General features: G+C 44.8%; 16 protein-coding genes. 9 read left to right on the top strand and 7 right to left on the bottom strand.

The features are described from left to right. The 3 genes from AACT19_RS09425 to AACT19_RS09415 all read right to left on the bottom strand — a co-directional run. Window positions 1-1,326: efflux RND transporter permease subunit (locus tag AACT19_RS09425; protein WP_131825222.1), on the bottom strand; the 1,326-nt coding region annotated here is incomplete at its 3' end. Then, the gene (locus tag AACT19_RS09420; protein ID WP_076646059.1) at window positions 1,323-2,501 is read right to left on the bottom strand and encodes an efflux RND transporter periplasmic adaptor subunit; all 1,179 of its coding nucleotides are present in this window, start codon (window positions 2,499-2,501) and stop codon (window positions 1,323-1,325) included. The genes AACT19_RS09425 and AACT19_RS09420, both read right to left, overlap by 4 nt. Continuing rightward, on the bottom strand, window positions 2,491-3,378 hold the full coding sequence (locus AACT19_RS09415; protein WP_076646058.1) for an ABC transporter six-transmembrane domain-containing protein: 888 nt from the start codon (window positions 3,376-3,378) through the stop codon (window positions 2,491-2,493). The genes AACT19_RS09420 and AACT19_RS09415 overlap by 11 nt, the downstream gene beginning before the upstream one ends. 194 nt (window positions 3,379-3,572) lie before the next feature. Here AACT19_RS09415 and AACT19_RS09410 point away from each other — a divergent pair, with 194 nt between their 5' ends. From AACT19_RS09410 to AACT19_RS09390, 5 genes are all read left to right on the top strand, one after another. After that, the gene (locus tag AACT19_RS09410; RefSeq protein ID WP_076646057.1) at window positions 3,573-4,175 is read left to right on the top strand and encodes a hypothetical protein; all 603 of its coding nucleotides are present in this window, start codon (window positions 3,573-3,575) and stop codon (window positions 4,173-4,175) included. A gap of 11 nt (window positions 4,176-4,186) precedes the next feature. Further along, the gene (locus AACT19_RS09405) at window positions 4,187-5,098 is read left to right on the top strand and encodes a sterol desaturase family protein (RefSeq protein WP_076646056.1); all 912 of its coding nucleotides are present in this window, start codon (window positions 4,187-4,189) and stop codon (window positions 5,096-5,098) included. Window positions 5,099-5,106: 8 nt separating this feature from the next. After that, a complete protein-coding gene (locus AACT19_RS09400; RefSeq protein WP_076646055.1) occupies window positions 5,107-5,781 on the top strand; it encodes a response regulator transcription factor in 675 nt (224 codons plus the stop codon). Then, complete coding sequence (locus AACT19_RS09395) at window positions 5,778-7,070, top strand: sensor histidine kinase (RefSeq protein WP_083717874.1); 1,293 nt, start codon at window positions 5,778-5,780, stop codon at window positions 7,068-7,070. The genes AACT19_RS09400 and AACT19_RS09395 overlap by 4 nt, the downstream gene beginning before the upstream one ends. A gap of 88 nt (window positions 7,071-7,158) precedes the next feature. Beyond that, the gene (locus AACT19_RS09390) at window positions 7,159-7,311 is read left to right on the top strand and encodes a hypothetical protein (protein ID WP_009844874.1); all 153 of its coding nucleotides are present in this window, start codon (window positions 7,159-7,161) and stop codon (window positions 7,309-7,311) included. A gap of 110 nt (window positions 7,312-7,421) precedes the next feature. On the opposite strand, the gene AACT19_RS09385 is transcribed toward AACT19_RS09390, so the two are convergent. Further along, the gene (locus AACT19_RS09385) at window positions 7,422-7,745 is read right to left on the bottom strand and encodes a DOPA 4,5-dioxygenase family protein (RefSeq protein ID WP_017085490.1); all 324 of its coding nucleotides are present in this window, start codon (window positions 7,743-7,745) and stop codon (window positions 7,422-7,424) included. A gap of 182 nt (window positions 7,746-7,927) precedes the next feature. Further along, window positions 7,928-8,785: a glutathione-dependent disulfide-bond oxidoreductase gene (yghU, locus tag AACT19_RS09380; protein ID WP_076646054.1), complete on the bottom strand. Its 858-nt coding sequence runs from the start codon at window positions 8,783-8,785 to the stop codon at window positions 7,928-7,930. Between the two features lie 275 nt (window positions 8,786-9,060). Between yghU and AACT19_RS09375 the strand changes: the two genes are divergently transcribed. Further along, entirely contained in the window at window positions 9,061-9,405 is a 345-nt protein-coding gene (locus AACT19_RS09375; RefSeq protein ID WP_004730279.1) for a YajD family HNH nuclease, read from the top strand. Between the two features lie 189 nt (window positions 9,406-9,594). Here the strand turns inward: AACT19_RS09375 and AACT19_RS09370 are convergent, their stop codons facing one another. Beyond that, on the bottom strand, window positions 9,595-9,975 hold the full coding sequence (locus AACT19_RS09370; protein ID WP_004730275.1) for a hypothetical protein: 381 nt from the start codon (window positions 9,973-9,975) through the stop codon (window positions 9,595-9,597). Window positions 9,976-10,569: 594 nt separating this feature from the next. Here AACT19_RS09370 and AACT19_RS09365 point away from each other — a divergent pair. The 3 genes from AACT19_RS09365 to AACT19_RS09355 all read left to right on the top strand — a co-directional run bounded on the left by AACT19_RS09365 (window position 10,570) and on the right by AACT19_RS09355 (window position 16,060). Next, a complete protein-coding gene (locus tag AACT19_RS09365; protein ID WP_017079765.1) occupies window positions 10,570-11,808 on the top strand; it encodes an L-lactate MFS transporter in 1,239 nt (412 codons plus the stop codon). Window positions 11,809-11,865: 57 nt separating this feature from the next. Continuing rightward, a complete protein-coding gene (locus AACT19_RS09360) occupies window positions 11,866-13,548 on the top strand; it encodes a VRR-NUC domain-containing protein (protein ID WP_076646053.1) in 1,683 nt (560 codons plus the stop codon). A gap of 157 nt (window positions 13,549-13,705) precedes the next feature. Further along, complete coding sequence (locus tag AACT19_RS09355; protein ID WP_076646052.1) at window positions 13,706-16,060, top strand: fatty acid cis/trans isomerase; 2,355 nt, start codon at window positions 13,706-13,708, stop codon at window positions 16,058-16,060. A 247-nt stretch (window positions 16,061-16,307) separates the two neighbouring features. Here AACT19_RS09355 and torS read toward each other — a convergent pair whose 3' ends face one another. Then, window positions 16,308-19,322: a TMAO reductase system sensor histidine kinase/response regulator TorS gene (gene torS / locus AACT19_RS09350; protein ID WP_076646051.1), complete on the bottom strand. Its 3,015-nt coding sequence runs from the start codon at window positions 19,320-19,322 to the stop codon at window positions 16,308-16,310. Between the last annotated feature and the right edge of the window lie 73 nt (window positions 19,323-19,395).

Here is a 19,395-nt window from a genome sequence, read left to right as displayed (position 1 = left end):
ATGAGGGGATCCGTCAGCGCCCTGCCAAGCGGCTGTCTTTCCATTTATATTAAAGGGGCCGTTTATATTTAAATTACCAGAGCTACTGCCGTTACCCGTCCGTTTTTCATGTATCGCTTCACCTACAACAACTGCATCATCCACCAGCACACCGAGTACCAAGATAAAACCAAACAAGGTGATGTCGTTGATGCTGTAGTTGAACAACTGCATTGCTGCCAACGTTCCAGTCAGCGCAATTGGAATACCCATTGCGACCCAAAAGGCGAGCCTAATTTCAAGAAAGATCCCAAGTAGAACTACGACGATCAATAACCCTTGCCATGCATTCTCACTCAAACGAAATAGCTGCTCTTCAATGTAAGGTGCCATGTCGGCCATGGTATTCAACTCAATATCCGATGGTAGAATCGCGCGTTGGGCATCGAGCGTTTCACTGATCGCTTCACTGACTTTGAGTAGGTTGTCGGTTTGGCTAGTGCTGACCAATAATGCGATGGCGTTAGAGCCATTGTTACGCACGATAGAACCACTGTATTGGTAACCACGACTTAACTTGGCGATGTCTCCCAGCAGTATTTTTCCGTTGCTTCCTGAAATCACAACAAGTTGGTTCAACTTCTGTAGATCATCGGCGTATCCGTCACCACGAATCACCATTCGACCTTTGTCACTAATCAGCTCACCGCTTCGAGTCTCAAGCGAACGCTGCTCAACGAGCTCTGCGAGATTTTCTAAGCTCAACCCCAACGCTTTCAGTTGGTCAGGATCTGGCTCGATAACCAATTGAGATGTGCGAGTTCCCCAGTTTGATACCTTTGAAATTTGCGGGTTCTTCTTTAGCGCTTGTTCAAGTTGCTTGGCAATAGGTTGCAACTCGTCATCGGTTCTTGGCCCAGACACCACCACGAACGCGGCTAAATTAGTAAATTCGTTTCGCACGACTTGCGGCCTTTCCGCTTGCACGGGAAAGCCATTGATGGCGTTAACTTGATTACGAATGTCATCCAACAACTTGTCTAAATCTGTGCTGCTGGTTTTACGGACCATGACCTGAGAAATCCCAGCACTCGACTGACTGGTGATCTGTTTGATGCCTGCAATACCGCTGATCGACTCTTCGATTCGCTGCGTCACACTCTCATCGATCTGTTGCGCCGTACCGCCAGGGTAAGTAACGCTGATACTGATGGAAGAGGGAGCGATTTGTGGGAACGACTCGACACGTAACTGCCCAAATGCCAGCACGCCACTAATAACAATCGCCATCATCAACAAATTAGCGGCGACTGGATTGTTAATAAACCATTTGGTCATCCAACTCATTGGTTTACCTCCTCAGTCTGTTCATCATCAGATTGGCTCGCGATCATGGATTCTGAACTATCATCTTGATAAAAGTTAGGTTCGACTTGCTTACCAATTAACATTGAAGAAAGCGGATATTGCACCACTCTGCGAACCTGTTCACTTTGCTGATTAAACCGAATATCGAGCACCTGATTACCTTGCCCAATCAGGGATACCGACTCTTTACGTAGACGATCATTGTTGTCTAACGTCCACAGATATCCGTCTCGGGTCATCGCGCTCAAAGGCACGCTAACTACGTTGTCCTTTAGCCCTAAATTAACCACAGCTTGAACCTGCTGATTTGGAAACAATCTTGGCTTGCTTTGATAAGGCGCCTCAACTGAAAGCACGACTTGTCTTTGACGAGTAACCGAGTCAACTTGCGGAGACACATAGCGCACTTTGGCGGGCCACTGATCCCCAGAACGACTCACTACCGTGATACTCGGCTCAGTCAGTGCCGCTTGGACTTGTTGCCAATGCATTTCAGAAATCGGCAACTCGATATCAATCGAATCACTGGCAGCCAATTCAAAGGTCACTTGCCCCGCCTCTATCCACTCTCTCGGGCTGATATGGCGTTTCATGATCACAGCATCAAAGGGCGCGGTAATCATCGACTCTTCCAACAACTTCTGCGCACTCACATACGCCTGTTTGGCTTGTTGCAGGTTGGCTTTCGCTGCGAGCACTTGAGGCTCTCTGCGCGCAAAAGACGAACTCGTTTTCGGGTTCAGCATTTTTAACGCGACCGTTTGCTCATGCTTAGCCTGCTTCAACTCCAATTCTGCTTGTTTCAATGAGCTCAACGCCTGAGCCAAGTTCGCATCAACCGCACTAGTATCTAACCTTGCTAACACATCGCGTTTGTTAACCAAATTCCCCGGTTCAACGCTTTCATCTAGCCATTTCAACTGTGCGCTACTGGATGCTTTCAACTGCACAGGCCAACGAGCAACAGTTACACCTAATACCGTTAGAGTCGATTGATGCTGTGATGGTGTCACCTCTAACACTGAAACTGGGGCAAGGACGGCTTCTTTCTTCACTGGCTGGGTAGCTTCAGGTTCCAATTCATCAACAACAACCAACGCGATAAAGATGGCTGCGCAACCGACTAATACAGAAAGTGGCTTTTTAAATTTCATGAGGTATCTCCTTGGTAACCTGTTGAGTGGCGGTGTGATTAAGGCGCTGACTGATTTCAGTGAGACGAGAAAGGGTTTGTAATGTGATTGGTAACATCACTGCGGTTTCAACAAACTCGAGTGAATAAGTGACGATAGAGAACACTTGACCCGCGGTCGGCTCGATAAGCTGACTCACCATCCATAAGTTGCCGATGACCGCGCCAAACAACACGATAAAAATCAGCCCATAGACAACAGCTTCGGTATCAGACAGCTTGATTTCACACTGTTTTAGGCGCTCAAAGTGCCAACGAAGTGCAGATAAGCGAACACCGCTCAGCAATTTCACCTGCTGTTCAACTTGATCGTTAAATTGGCCATTGAGTCGTGTAAATGTTCGGTGGAATACGCCGTAGATAACCAGCATCGACAGCCCTGCAAACAACATGCAAAGCGCCAATGAGAAATGAAACGTTGAGAGGATAACCACCGTCGCGACCAACTGAACTACCGCCGTCATCAAAGTAGGCAAATCATCTTCTAGAAAATCAACCAGCTCACGAGACATGGTTAGCCGAGCGTCTTTGGTCGAAATAGATAAACCGCGCAGGTTACGCTCAACAAGATTGGCCAGTTTTACGCGAATAGCGCCATACACGCGGGTATCGTAAAAACGACGAACGACACTGATGATCACCAGTACAAAAAGAATCAGTGCCAACATCATCAAAGGCTGAAAGCTTTGGTTTAACACGCCGTCGATGGCGTAACCAATAAACAACGGCAGCAGAATAAGCATCACGTTTTCAGCCAATACCATTAACCAAGTCGCAGCGACCTTTAATGGATTAAGCCGAATAATCGTCAGCAGAGAGATGGGATGTTTGAATAGCATTATTGAGCCCACAAATGAATATGGCACCAGTATTACCAATCCGATATGGAAAAAAGTGTCCCAAATTGCTGTATTAACAATTTAGGCAATCGACGGATTCGCTGTTGACCACTAAAAAGCGAGCTCGGTTACCTTTTGTTTACCTCTCCTCCTTTACTGTCCTTGATAAGAAAAATGAACCACAAGGAAAGAGCATGAAATTATTCGCTTCATTACTCACGACAGTCGGTATTACTGGTGTTGTCTGGGGGCTATTACATATTCAGCCTGCGATTGCGGATGCATCGACGGAGCAGCCAATCGCTGAGTTATCAACGAACAAGTCATCAATCGACAAACAGCCAAAAAACAAGTCCGTAGAGGTCAAACAACAGGCGACTGCAAACACGACTTTTCTGCAAGGTTTGAGCAAGACGATTCCATTAGAGGATGTTCCTGAGTTATGGGTGGACTTCTACCAGAGCCTCGAAGTCAATGACAAAGAGACCGCACAACAACAAGTCATCGTGATCTATCAAGACATCAGCTTAGATTTCAGCGAAGCAACAATCACGATTGGCTTCCCGACTCAGCAATCAAGATTAAATAAAAACAAACCCTTAATTAAGATTCCAATCAAAGCCAAAGGCGCGCTTCTACTAGGTAAAGGCGAACATACCGAACAGGAATTAGCACAAGCTTGGGAAGGTATCGCGATATTAAAAGAAGTGGACATGGTTATAGAGCACCACCAACTCAATCAGCATGGGTTGCCAGATTCTAGCGAGTTATACGTCTATTATAAGAACAACCAGTAAAGGATTTAGTTATGGATTTCACTTTGGATAGCATTGGGAGCTTTCTCTCTCAAACATTCACAGAAACAAGCATCATCCTTACCGAGACTTGGGTCGATGACAACTTTCTACTGCTTGCTCTGGCTCTGTTTATCTTTGAGCTTATCCGCTATGCCTTTAAGAAAAAGCTCAGCTGGAATATGTTGGGAGACAGCGCGACTAACTTAGTCACTTTGTTCTTCTTGTTGGTTACCCTTTTCTTCGTCGGGTTAGCTTATGTTGGTGCGTTTGTTTACGCCTACGAGAACTTCAGCCTAACTCAACTGCCAATATCCGGTTGGACAATTCTTGGTTGCTTGATCTTGGCCGATCTCGCTTACTACTGGGAACACAGATTCTTGCACAGCAACGGTTTAGCTTGGGGAACGCACTCGGTTCACCATAGCTCGCCTTACTTTAATATCTCTGTCGCCTATCGCTTTGGGCCTTTAGATTGGTTCTTCCCGTTCTTCTTTCATTTGCCGCTAATTCTGCTGGGTTTCAATCCGTTTGTGGTTCTGATGTGTGAAACCTTTGTTCAACTGTTTCAAACACTGCTGCACACTGAAACCGTTAAACGACTACCCCGCCCTGTTGAAGCGGTGTTTAATACGCCTTCACACCACAGAGTGCATCACGCGACCAACAAGCAGTATCTTGATAAGAACTATGCTGGCATCTTCATTATTTGGGACAAGATGTTCGGCACCTTCGCTAAAGAAGAGGAAGAAGTCAGATACGGAGTTTTCCCTAGAATCAACTCTGTGAACCCATTTAAGGTATATTTCCACGGCTACGTTAAACTGTGCCAACAATTATGGCACGCGCCAAATTGGAACTACCGACTACAACTTCTTATTCAGCCGCCTATCTGGGCTTGGAAAAGAGAACGAGAAACAAAGTAAGGACACTTATGAGTATTAACGCCCTGTTGATTGAAGACGACAGCGACTTGGCAGAAGCCATTGCAGACTATATGGAACTCGATGGGTTCGAATTCGATTTTGCTTACAATGGCAGCGCGGGTCTAAATCTCGCTTTAGAGGGGCGTTATGACATCATCTTAACGGATATCAACATGCCCAAGATGGATGGGCTTGATGTCTGCCAATCTCTTAGGAAGCAAGGCGTGACCACTCCGATTCTCATGTTGACCGCAAGAGACACGTTAGAAGACAAGATCGCGGGGTTCGAGGTCGGTTCGGATGACTATCTAGTGAAGCCTTTTGCGATGGAAGAACTCAAAGTACGGTTGATGGCACTAGTGCGCCGCGCTCAAGGCTCCGTGACGTCATTATCTGTGGCAGATCTCAAACTGGACTTAGACAAGCACCAAGCCCTTAGAGACGGCAAGCTATTGAAGCTCTCGCCAGTATGTTGGCGAATGCTTGTGATGTTAGTGCGAAACAGCCCTAACGTGGTGAGTAAAGCCAAGCTTGAAGAAGCATGGGAAGACGAAATGCCAAGCTCTGACAGCGTGAAAGCACACCTGTTTAAGCTTCGACAGGTGGTTGATGCGCCCTTTGACTCAAAGTTAATCCACACGGTTCATGGCATTGGTGTTGTCTTGCATGAGGAACCATCATGAAACACGCGGACATGAATCGAGTCAGTATTAAGCGCGATATCTACCTCTACTTATTTGGCATCGTCGTATTACTCACAGCCATCTACAGCTTGATGGTATCTCAGAGCTATCATATTGGTCTCAATGAATCGGCAAAATATGGATTTCTGTATGAGTTGGAAGTGGCAGAGCAGCAATACATCGAAACAGGGCAACTGCCAGACTACCAAAACCCAACATTCCAAGCCTTTCTAAGTTATTCAGATCTGCCCGTTAAGTTTCAACAAGCTTTTGATTGGAAAGCGTTTGATAACGACGCTATTTATGATCATTACCAGCCTTCGCCTAACAATGAGTTAGGGCAATACCTCTATTCAGCCAAGCATCAAGTTTCTGGTAAAGACGAAGCCTTGTACATCATTTCTGAGTACGATGAAGCCATCTACTTGAATCTATTCGAGCTGAACCCACCTGATTCCGTCAACCAAATAAACAATGCTTTTATCGCCATCGGTGCCCTTTTACTCTTGGTATTTTTGATCATTCGCCTTTTGATACATCGAGTCACCAAACCGATTATTACGCTATCAAAATGGTCTGAATCTCTGGATGTGGACAAGACTGAAGGTTTGACTCAATTTCGCTATAAAGAAATCGACCAGTTAGCTTCCCAACTTATTAAAAGCGTGCACGGTGAACGACAGGCCAATGAGCGCGAGAGCTTTTTCTTAAGAGCCGCGAGCCACGAACTAAGAACACCGATTGCCACTATTTCAGCCAGTGGCGATATGCTGGTTCGGTTGTCTGAAACTATCCCTAACAGCGGCCAACGAGCAGTCGCACGAATCCAACGTTCGGCCACCAACATGAAAGCCTTGGTAACGACTCTGTTATGGATGAGTCGTAATAGCGAAATGGAAACCAACTATGAGCAAATCAAGCTGACTCCCCTGCTCAACAACATCATCGAAAGCCAACGTTACCTTCTCAAAAACAAAGAAGTAGAGATCCACACCAAGGTCGATCAAGGCGAACACTCCCTTCCCCGCGAGTTAACAGAGGTTGTGCTCACCAACTTAGTCCGAAATGCATTTCAACATGGTGGCAGCGGAGATATCAGTATCACGCTATCAGAGACTCTGTTTGAGGTAACCAACCGTTTGGAAGATGAAAACCTAACAAACGACTCTGAACAACAAACCTCTTTTGGTATCGGCCTAGAGCTCATCGATCGCGTGTGTCAGAACCAAGGTTGGCAGTTTACTCATCAAGTTCACAACAATGAGTTCATCGTTAAAGTCATGCTGTAGCGATTTTCCCAAATGGTTATTGTATGGTGACCAAAAGTTTACCCTTGCTTGGTTATGCTAGTCGCACAATCTAGTTAGGAGTTATTTTATGGGCACTTGGATTTTAGAAACACTGTTGTGGGCTGTGGTAACGGTGGCGGTTTGTGTCGCGATTTGGGGGCTGTACTTACCTAATATATTGATCGCATTAGGTGTGTCGGTAGCGGTATCACTGTTACTAGGGAATAGCTGGAGAAGCTAGTTATTTAGGGTAGAGCATAGTTTAAAAAGTTAGTGAGCATTGGCACACCCGACAGCAGCGATATTTACTAAGTACGTTGATTAGGTACGTACTGTCGGGCGCGAATTAAATTAGCTACTCAGCGTTTCTTCAAAGACACCCAGCTCACGACCAAGCCAAGTCGCTCTTACTGTGTGATCCAAAGTTTCTTCGCCGCCCGTTACTGGGTGAATCAACACCGACATATCACCGCGTTCTTGCTCAAGCCATTCAACAATACCCGACTCTTTGTTAGCAAAATGAATCTCAAACATTGGCATCTTATGTGGGCCAACCAAGCGCTGTATTAATGGGAAAGTCTCTAATACATCTTTACGTTCCGATAGAATTTTCTGACGAAGTGTTTCTGCCTGCTCTGCAAATCGCAGAGGGAAATAGATATGACCGTGGTACATGGCACCATCCTTTAGAATTATGATGTCGCGATTTTATACCTAAACCGCCTTTAATAGCTAAATCTAAATAAGCGGACTTACTATGGAAAAAATCCGATGGAACAAAAAACTAGAGTTTGAGTTAACGTTGGCCGCTAAAACAAACTCTAGAGATACTGGTGTCGACTATCGTTTTAAAATCACTAAGGGCGTAGCTTTAAAACTCGGTCAATGTCTTCTGAAGAATGGCGCTCTGGTACTTGCTCCCACTCTTCGCCAAATGAACGGTTAACCACTCGACCGCGCTGGAAACCTTCGCGCGCTTCTAGTTGCTTCGCCCAGCGAACTACGTTGGCGTAAGACTCAACTTGAAGGAATTCAGCGGCATCATATGTTTTACCTAGTACAAGGTTGCCATACCAAGGCCAAATCGCGATATCTGCGACACTAAGCTCTTCGCCTGCCACATACGTGTTATTCGCTAACTGTTTGTCTAATACATCTAGTTGACGCTTCACTTCCATCGCAAAACGGTTAATTGGGTATTCTTGCTTTTCATCGGCGTAAGCGTAGAAGTGACCAAAGCCACCACCTAGGAATGGTGCAGAGCCTTGCGCCCAAAACAACCAATTTAATGTTTGAGTGCGAGCAGCGCCCTCTTTCGGTAAAAAGTGACCAAACTTTTCAGCCAAGTGCATCAAGATGGATGCCGATTCAAAGACATTCACATCTTCGTCACCAGACTTATCAACAAGTGCTGGTATTTTCGAATTCGGGTTTACACCAACAAAGCCAGAAGAGAACTGGTCCGCCTCACCAATGTTGATCAAGTACGCATCATATTCAGCTTCTTTAACACCCGCCGCTAACAACTCTTCCAGCAAGATAGTGACTTTTTGACCGTTAGGTGTGCCAAGGGAATACAATTGAAAAGCATGATCACCAACAGGAAGCTCTTTATCAAAGCGAGCGCCAGATTCAGGACTATTGATATTTGCCCACTTGTTACCACCATCAGTATCATTAACCCAAACTTTTGGCGGTGTGTATTGTTCTGACATGATATTTCCTTATTAATATAGGGTAGCTTTAACTGATATTAGGTCACGCTCCCTTGGTTAAAACCCCTAAATACAATTTCTTTTCAAACTGTTAAGCATGGCTTATTCCAGAAAGACATAACCTGCTTTATGAGATAGCACACGTAAAAGATAAGTGCTCAATCAAACCTAAGCCCCATATCGGTTAGTACGACACGTGATTTAGTCACGACATTCCTACAGCTTCCAGAAAGCTGTGATAAAATCGGGAGATTACAATTGATAAGGATTTGGCAATGTCTTCAGATTACACAGGCTCGAGTGCAGCGTACGCTCGCCAAGAGAAAGGCTACCGCGAAAAAGCACTGAAACTGTACCCTTGGGTTTGTGGTAAATGTGCACGTGAATTTGTTTACTCAAACTTGAGAGAGCTTACCGTTCACCACGTGGATCACGACCATACAAACAACCCTGAAGATGGCAGCAACTGGGAACTACTGTGCTTGTACTGTCACGATCATGAGCACTCAAAATACACGGATCATGACCGTTACGGTGTTGATGCAAAAGCCCGTTTAGACGACCATCAATCAGCAACGCACAATCCCTTTGCCGATCTAGCGAAGTTGATGAAGAAGTAACACGCGTTAAGACCTGTATTTGCTAGATGATAGCGGCTAGATACTAGATAAATAACAAGAAACCCCAGTATGTCACCATACTGGGGTTTCTTTTATCTGCCTTATAGCTAGAGTTCACTCAAGTTAAGGCCAGATCAAAAAGAGCCTTCCGAAGAAAGCTCTTTTTAGAATTCTGTATTAGTTCTGCAATTAAGCTGCTGCTTGCTTGCGAGAGTCTTCTACCTGCTTAGCGCGCTTTTTTAGCGTCAACTTATCGCGGTATGCAAACCAAACGTAAGACACAACCACTAAGAAGAACAGGTATGACAATGAGAAAATGAACGGCGATTGAATGATATCGTTCGAGATACCCCAAGAAACACCGACAACTGTCACTGCAATTTTCGCGAAAAAGCCACACATCAATAACATTAGAGCTAACTGTGGGAAACGCGTGCTACGGAAAGCTAACCAATAGCAACTACCCACTGCCAATGCAGCAATATAGAAGCCAAACAAGAAAGAGTGGATATGGTCAGCTGCCGCTACACCACCAGAAATTGACATCAATAGAATTAAAAACAGTTTCATAATACTCGCCTCGCCATAAGTTGGAAACGCATCCTTTCAAATTTGGAATCTCAGTTTGCGTACTATTTTCCCACTTTTTTTCAACAACACAACCCCTCCAATCGAACGAAATGTAAGCAAAGGTACCGCCAAAAACCGCCCGCAACAACTGGTTAACATTTTGTTTTTAATAAAACTCCGTTACTCCTTGTCTCATATGGACAAAGCTCCACTTCGATTTATTTTGTTACACAAAATTAACCTTAGAAAATAATTAAAATAATTCGTAACTCTGTGATATCCGCACGGAATACGTGGCAATTCAGAAATACTTATCGAAGAACACCTTAAAAAATAGGCGCGCCACGTTAAAAAGAACAAAACAGAAAGGTATTAAATACAATTGCAAAACCAATAAAAAACAACTTATTAACAAGTTTGAGTTTATTTACCAAAAATGGAAAAAGAGATTCCAATCACATTTTTATTGGTTATAATCCGCGCTCTTTTGCGCTGTCTGTTGATAAACGCAAACTAATTTTGAAGAAACAATCACAATAACCCGTCTTTAGTTAAGTGGCTCACCACTAACCAACGACAAAACTGAGAATAAAAATGAGCAAGATTGATAAAGCATCACGTATCCTGCTAGCAGGCTTCTGTATCAACCTTTGTCTTGGCATCCTGTATGCTTGGAGTGTATTTAACAAGGCGCTAGTCACCGAAGCTGGTTGGAGTGCTGCTGAAGCATCTGCACCTTACGCTATTGCAACTATCACATTCTCTGTTTGTCTTCTTGTTGCAGGCATCCTACAAGACCGTATGGGTCCACGTAAGATCCTTATCTTAGGTACAGCGCTTACTGGCCTAGGTATGATTGCTTCTGGTTTCGCTACGACTCCGATGATGTTAAATCTAACGTTTGGTGTGATGACAGGTGCTGGTATCGGCTTTGGTTACGCATGTCTTTCGCCATCAGCAATGAAATGGTTCCATTCTTCTAAGAAAGGTATGGTTAACGGTCTAATCGCTGCAGGTTTTGGTCTTGCTGCTATTTACCTAGCACCACTCACTTCTGCGCTAATCGACAGCATGGGTATCCAAACAAGCTTTATGATTCTTGGTGCCGGCGTACTTGCGATTGCAGTACCTCTAGCAGCAACAATCAACAACCCACCAGCGGATTACACGCCAGCTGAGCCTAAAGTAAAAGCAGGCCAAGCACCTAAAGCAGTTAAGAAGACTGAAGACCTAACGTGGAAAGTAATGCTGAAGACTCCTCAGTTCTACTCTCTATGGATCATGTACGCATTTGCTGCTTCTGTTGGTCTCATGATCATCGGTAACATCACTACGATTGCTAGCGTTCAAGCGAACCTACCAAACGCAGTTTACCTAGCGTCTATCCTTGCTGTATTCAACTCAGGCGGCCGTGTTGCTGCAGGTATGCTTGCAGATAAAATCGGTGGCGTACGTACTCTACTTCTAGCGTTCATCCTTCAAGGCGCGAACATGGCTCTATTCGCTACGTTCAACTCTGAATTCACGCTAATCATTGGTACGGCTATCGCAGCTGTTGGTTACGGTACGCTTCTAGCAGTATTCCCAACACTTACTGCTGAGTTCTACGGCCTGAAAAACTACGGTACTAACTACGGCGTGCTTTACACGGCATGGGGTATCGGCGGCGCTATCGGTGCAGCAGTTGTTGGTTACTCAATGACAAACGGCGAAGGTTACGGCCTAGCTTACACAATCTCTGCAGCTATGATGGCAGTGTGTATTGTTCTTGCAATCGTCACTAAGCCAATCTCTGAAGCTAAAGTTTCTGAACTAAAAGCATCTCAAGCTTAATCATCAGAAAAGATTGAATTTGTTACTGAAGAGCTTAACCTTAGGGTTAGGCTCTTTTTGTATCAAGCGACGAACCCATTGACGATAGAAACCACTCTTCAGCTCCCCCCTACTTATTATCTCGACAACTTCAATCGGTTGGTTGAACACGCTCAAACGCTCTATACCGATCTTCTAAGTGACGATGAATGTCGTTGGTTGTCCGCATACAAACGTCTTTCCGTTTCAAGCCAATGCTTAATAGTTCGTTTGCTTTCTCGTAAAGGCCGTTGGTTTCGCAGCGATAAACTCAACTATGTTGAGATCCCTGATTTAAATAGCGCACTACAAGAACTAAGCACCGCAGGCTTTATTGCGTTGAGTCATCCCGAAGAACAGCATCACCTCGTCATTAGTAAGGTCGAGATCGGGTTGCATTTACTCACCAAGCCAGAACTGTTGAATGTATTCCCTGCCTTTAAGAGCAACAAAACCGCGAAGAAAGATGAGCTGTTGTTACTGCTTGATCAGCAACCTTTTGATCAATTTCAAAACCTAAACTTCGACTGTATTTACGTTGTCGAATCTCAAGTTATTGATGTATTACTTTTGCTGTTTTTTGCTAATACTTATCAAGACCTAAGCCAGTTCGTGTTAAGCGATCTAGGGCTCAACACCTTCGAGAACTACCCATTAAGCAAGCAGCGCCGCTTCTTCACTTCTAGAGATCAACTCAATCAATTACTCCAGATGCGCGATATTCAACGCCAATATTCTGAAGGTGATCGTAAAGACCCTGAGTTTCTTGAACTCCTTTTGCAATCAATACCCGCTGACTCGGAACACAGGAGCATAGCCAGAAAACGATCGCGTTTGATCAACGATATCGCGCGCGATCTTGAAAGGCTTAACCTAAACGACCAAGCTGTCTTTTGGTTCAGGCAATCTACACTTCCTCCTAGCAGAGAGCGACTTGCTCGCATCTACGACAAACAAGGTGAGCTAAACTTAATGTGTGACATTGTCACGCAAATGAAAGCTACTCCATCGGATGTGTCAGAGTTGGAAGTCGCGGCTAAGCTTGAGCAAAGGTTATTACGCAAGCAAATGTTATCTACAAAGAAGGGGCACAAAGTTCCGCGCGCTTCAAAACCAAGTTGCGAACAGATAAAACTGGAATTAGACCTCAGCCAAACGCGAGTCGAGCTTGCGGTAAAGCAGCATTTTGAGGACCAAGGCTGGGATGTCTACTTTTCTGAGAACAGTTTTCTATGTGGCTTGTTCGGCTTGGCCTTTTGGGAGGTCATTTTTGCAGATGTTGAAGGCGCCTTTATCAATCGATACCAACATCGACCTCTGGATCTGTACCATTCCGATTTCGTAGACAAACGAGCCGAACAGGTCGAAGCGGTGTTTCAGACTATATTCAAGCATGGGCTGAACCACTTACTCAATATTTATGACCAGAAGCGTGGCATCGCCAATCCATTTGTTCATTGGAACTACTTCCCCAGATCACTCGTCGAGCACAGTATGGAGGCTATTCCCAACGCCTTGATTGTTGATCTTTTCAAAGTGATATTGAGTGATTTAAAGCTATTTAGAACTGGGATGCCGGATTTGATTGCATTCAAGGACAAAGAGTTTCATTGGATTGAAGTCAAAGGCCCTGGCGATAAGCTGCAAGACAACCAATGGCGCTGGATCAAAGAGTTTGAGCGATTGTCTGTCCCTTTCTCTGTTTGTTACGTCAATCAGTAAGCCTTAAGTCGACACTCTAAATTCCAACCTCGGGTGAGTGAGTCACCTCGATAAGTTGCTCAGTCCCATCAAGATCTTATCTATAAGATTGTTAGAACATGAGCATTTTCAATCATTTTCGATATAATTAGAGAAAATGCTTAATATATAAATACGTATGAATTTGATAAAACTCTTCATTTTAGCTTTTGTTAGCGTCTTCTCAGGTTGTGCCGTCTACGCGGGTTTAAACTTCGACGAGCTGTTTGGTAAACAACAAGTTCGCGATCGCCAAGCGCCTATTCTGTCGGCTCAAGCACAGCACTTCATTGATGAAGTGAAGCCCATCATTGATAACCGATGTGTGGTTTGTCACGCTTGCTATGACGCACCTTGCCAGCTCAAAATGTCTTCGGTAGAAGGTATCGACCGAGGTGCGAGCAAGGCACTCGTTTATCAAGGCACCCGTTTAACCGCCTCAGCCCCTACTCGCTTATTTGAAGATGCTTTAACCACACAAGAGTGGCGCGATGCGGATTTTCATCCAGTCCTCAACGAACGTATGCAGAATTCAACGGCTAACCTAGATGCTGGTCTTGTTTCTCGAATGTTGATCCAGAAAGAGAACCACCCACTTCCAGATCAAACCCAGCTTGAAGGTTTCGACTTTTCAACCGATCGCGACCAACAGTGCCCAACGATTGAAGAGTACGCCCAGTACGAGAGAGATTACCCAACTTGGGGGATGCCTTATGGGATGCCGAACTTAGATAAAACAGAATACGCGACTTTAATGAGTTGGTTGGAAAATGGCGCGTTAATGAACGACCACATTCCGCTGAATAATGCGGAGCAAGAGCTCGTTAATGTCTACGAAAGCTTTCTCAATAAGAACGACAATAAAAGCCAGCTTTCAGCGCGTTACATCTATGAGCACCTGTTTCTATCGCACGTCTACTTCTCTGATTTGGCGCAACCAACGCGTTTCTTCACCCTTGTTCGCTCTGCAACGCCTCCAGGTGAAGCGGTGCAACGCATCACGACTCGTCGCCCTTACGACGATCCAAAAGTAGAACGTGTTTACTACCGCCTGATTCCAGAACAAGGCACCATCGTCGACAAAACGCACATGCCTTTCGCACTCAATAAAGAGCGACTACAAAAGTGGAACACTTGGTTTGTCGATGCTAATTACTCTGTGAAACAACTCCCTAGTTACAACATTGATGTCGCAGCTAACCCTATGACTTCGTTTGAATCACTGCCAGTGAACTCTCGTTTCCATTTCATGTTGGACAATGCGCAAAACACCATCATGGCTTTTATCAAAGGGCCGGTGTGTCGTGGTCAACTTGCCTTGAATGTGATTAACGACCGTTTTTGGGTTTTCTTCATTGATCCAGAGAAAGCCGATTTACCAGAAATAAACGCTTTCTACGCCAGTCAGAAGAAAAACTTAAAACTACCTAGCGAGCTAAAAAGTAACACCGTCCCAGCGACTAACTGGGTACGTTACTCTAAGCAACAGGCTCGATACCTAAATGCGAAATCAGACTTCACCAACCAATGGTTCGATAGTGGCGTGAACCTAGACACCGGTATAATTTGGGATGGCGATGGCATCAACCAAAATGCCGCTCTCACCATCTTTAGACACTTCGATAGCGCTTCGGTTGTTCAGGGTTTAGTTGGTTCACAGCCTAAGACAGCATGGATCCTTGATTACGCCTTACTAGAGCGCATTCATTACCTTCTTGTAGCAGGCTTCGATGTGTACGGAAACTTCGGCCACCAGCTGATTACGCGTATGTTTATGGACTTCTTGCGCCTTGAGGGTGAAAGTAACTTCTTAACCCTTCTTCCTAAAGATGTTCGCCATATTGAACACTCAAGCTGGTACAAAAACCAAAGTGCACAACTGAGCGATTACTTGCAACGCAATATCGCCCCTTTCGACCAACCAACAAGTGTGGTTTACAAAACGGCCGATCCGAAGCGTGAACTGCTTAATATGTTCAAAAATAAGCTCGCACCTGTTCTCGATAATCGCTTTAAGATTGTTGAAACAGGTTTTGGTAGAAAGAATGAAGCACTGCTTAATCAAGTGAATTTGATTAAGGGAGAAGGCCTGCGTCATGTGCCTCAATTAGTGATGATCATGATTGAAGGCAAAAACGGCGAAGAACAGCTGTTCACCATGATTCACAATAATGCGCACAGTAACATTTCAAGCTTGTTTAATGAAGAAGGTAACCGAGATTACGCCAATGATGACCTAACCCTCGTACGAGGCGTTGTCGGTAGCTACCCTGCCGCCTACCTGTCTTTAACCGAGAGCGATATTCCTGCTCTGGTTAAAACGCTGCAAAACTTAAACACAGAAGAAGACTACGTGGCGCTGCTGGATAAGTTTGCGGTACGACGCAGTTCTAACGAGTTCTGGCCGTTCAGTGATCGCGTACATCGTTGGTATCAACAAGATCAACCGATCGAGTTCGGCTTGTTGGATTACAACCGCTTCGAGAATAGGTAGTAAGCGATAAGCATTAATTCGAGCTCTTGAGCCTTGGCTTTAGCTCTTAAGACGTGGTTCTAGCTCCTAAGACTTAGCTATACAGCCTTGAACCTCGGATATAACCCTTGAACCTTGGTTAGCTTGAATGGTTAGCCTTTCATAAAGAACGCTGACTTGCGCGGTATAAAAAATCCTCTGACGAATATTCGTTCAGAGGATTTTTTTGACTTGTTGATTAGATCAAGTTTAAAGCAAGCTCACGTCATTAAGCGGAAACATAAGTTAGTAGCGCCTCTAACGAGTCTTTAACCAATTCAGATAAAGCGTGATCGCTATCTCGGTACTGCAATAATGGTTCTTCGCTTACTTCTATGCTCTGACACAAATTGTACAGTGCTAATAAACCCAAACTGCCCGCCGATCCTTTGAGCTTGTGCGCCAAAGACTTCACTTCTCGTCCGTTATCGGCTTCGCTTGCCTCGACTAATTCATTCAAGGTAAGGTTACTGCTCTCCTCGAACAGCACAACGATCTGTTTCATTTTATCCAATCCAAGGATCGATAGGTCACCCTCTATCACTTTGGAATCAATCAGTTTCACTGGAGTGTCTCCTTGATCTTGGGAATCAGTTGTCGTCGTGTACTTGGCTAAAACATCTACCATCTGTGTCGAGCATTCATCACTGTTACCCTTAATCACACGGTTACCATTTTGCTTACAAACAGCATCGTTTGGGTCGGGTTGTGGCAACAATAGTGTTTTACCATCGAGTTGAGCAACAATGAGCTGAGAAAGTGCCTCTTTTTCTAGCGGCTTAGGCAAGAAACCATCAAAGCCAGACGACAAGTAACTTTCCACTTCTTCGTTAAACACGTGAGCCGAGACTGCGATCATTGGGGGTACTTTGCGTGTTACGTTTTCTTCATTCTCATGCTGAAGCGCATCGTCTTTGAGCTGTTGAATTAGCTCGACGCCATCGCAGTCCGGTAAGTTGATATCCACCAGCGCAATATCAAACTCTTGCTCACTGAATATGGCTCTCGCTTCTTGTCCGGTTGTCGCTATCACAACATCGTGGCCTAAGTTATTCAAAAAGCCTTCGGCAACAATACAGTTCACAGGGTTGTCTTCAATCAGAAGTACCTTCGCTCGGATACAAGCTTCAATGACCGTTGCTTTCGTTTCAATTTTCTCACCTACTTCAAGTGGCAATGAGAACCAAAACTGACTGCCCTCGCCTTCTTCGGAATGAACGCCAATATCCCCATTCATTGCCAACATGATGCTTTTACTGATCGCTAATCCAAGCCCTGTGCCACCGGTTTTGTTGCGGCCGCTATCGGTTTGGGTAAAGGCATCAAACAAACACGCCTGTTCACTTGCATCAATACCGACACCGGTATCTGACACTTCAAACATCACTCTATTTTCATCTTCGATATCTAAACTGATAAAGATATCGACCGAGCCACTTTCCGTAAACTTAATCGCGTTACCGACCAAGTTATTCAATATTTGGCTGATTCGCGTTACGTCACCACGCCAATAGCGTTGAACGTCACTTTCAATATGAAAATCAAAGTTAAGCTTCTTCTCAGCGGCGCGCCCTTCCATTAACTGATAGGTATCTTGAACCATCTGGTAAAGGTCGAAAGAAGCCGCGCGTATTTCAAGATGTCCCGCTTCTATCTTTGAATAGTCCAGCACGTCATTCAAAATAGCGAGTAGATTCTTACCACTGCGGTTAATGATGTCCGCATAGCCTGATTGCAGCGGGTCTAAACCGGTATCTTTAAGCAATCGAGCCGTACCTAATACGCCATTCATAGGCGTTCGTATTTCATGGCTCATCGTCGCTAAGAAAGCAGACTTGGCACGGCTTGCTTGTTCTGCCGCATTGCGAGCTTTAGCGTGGTTACCCACCTCGACATTCAACTTCTCATTGGTCTTTTGCAGCTGATAGGTTCGGTCTGTGACCAACTCTTCTAAGTGCTCTTTGTGCTCTTCGAGCTCACGCTTTGCCTTAGCTTCGCCAACCGCGACCACTTGTAGTGCTTGCGCTGTGTTTCTGGCGGTGATGATTGCCTCGCCCATATGAGCCAACTCATCATTACCCTTAACCGAGATATCAATATTCAGGCGACCTTGTGCGATAGACATCAAGGCAGATGAGTATTCAGTAAGGCGTTTAACAACCGAGATGTAAACCACTCGCCAAACGATAAATGCGACGATAACCAAACCAATAACCGAAATCACAGACAGCGACCATTGAGCCAAGTTCAAGGTTGACGTTAGCTCATCAACCGCTTTTTTTGTGCTTCGGTTTGAATCATCAACCAGTTGGTTAACCGTTGTATTCAGCTGAGAGAACAGCTCCAACGTATTTTGCATCAGAAACTCTGACTTTTTGGTGTTCTCATATTGTTCTAGCGAGATATCGAACACGACCTGGCGTTTTCTCAACTCTTCAAGCAACTGAGACATCTGCGCTGAACGAGTCGGATCTTCGACCGCTTTAACGCGGCGCGCCATGATCCTTAGGTTAGATTCGAATTCAGACTGGATTTGATGAATACGTTCAACGTTGGTGACGGTTTGCGTTTCTTCAATTTGATTGAGCATCTTGAACGCCAACAAATGCAATTCGTGTAGACGCTCAGACAAATCAAGATCAACTTCAACAAGTGCGTCTAAGGCTTGGTAGGCTCTATCGGTTTCTTTGGTTTCTAACAGGTCGTAGATGTGCGTTACGTTAGCAACCGCAATGGTGGCAGTATTCAGTACTTGAGTTCGCGTGAGCTGTTCTAACTCTTCGGCAAGTAAGCGCATCTCTTCAACACGAGACGTCAATTCCTTGCTTAACCAAAGCTTACGTTCGACCGAGACACCCAGTTCAGCCAGTGTGTTAATAACGCTTTGAACATTGTTTTCGAGTTTATTGAGAAGTTGGGAATCAAAACTGTCGACACCAAGCTCTTTGATATGCTGAAGAAGTGCTTCAAGCTGGCCAAACAACACAGTGCCAGCCTCTTTTCGTTCGGCCTCGTTTCTCGCATTAGAAAGCGTTTGTACCGACGAAATAATACGGTTACTCAACTCAGAAACTTGACGAGCTTCGATCATGGCAGGAAGCGCTGAATCGACGACGTTTCTTTCCGTTTTTGCTACAAAGCTAAAACCAGAAACACCGATCAATGCAGACAATAGAACCAACAGTGCCATCACTAAGAATGAGGCCAGTAGCTTGCGTCCAATACTCGCTGAGGCTAACAACATAAACTTTAAACCTTAAAACGTTCTTCTTTACCCATGCAGAATACGCTATATTTTGCAGTGTTTCTTATCTAAA

Source organism: Vibrio sp. 10N.222.47.A9 (assembly GCF_963872585.1).
GTDB lineage: Bacteria > Pseudomonadota > Gammaproteobacteria > Enterobacterales > Vibrionaceae > Vibrio > Vibrio splendidus.
This window is presented reverse-complemented; position numbering and strand designations above follow the sequence as displayed.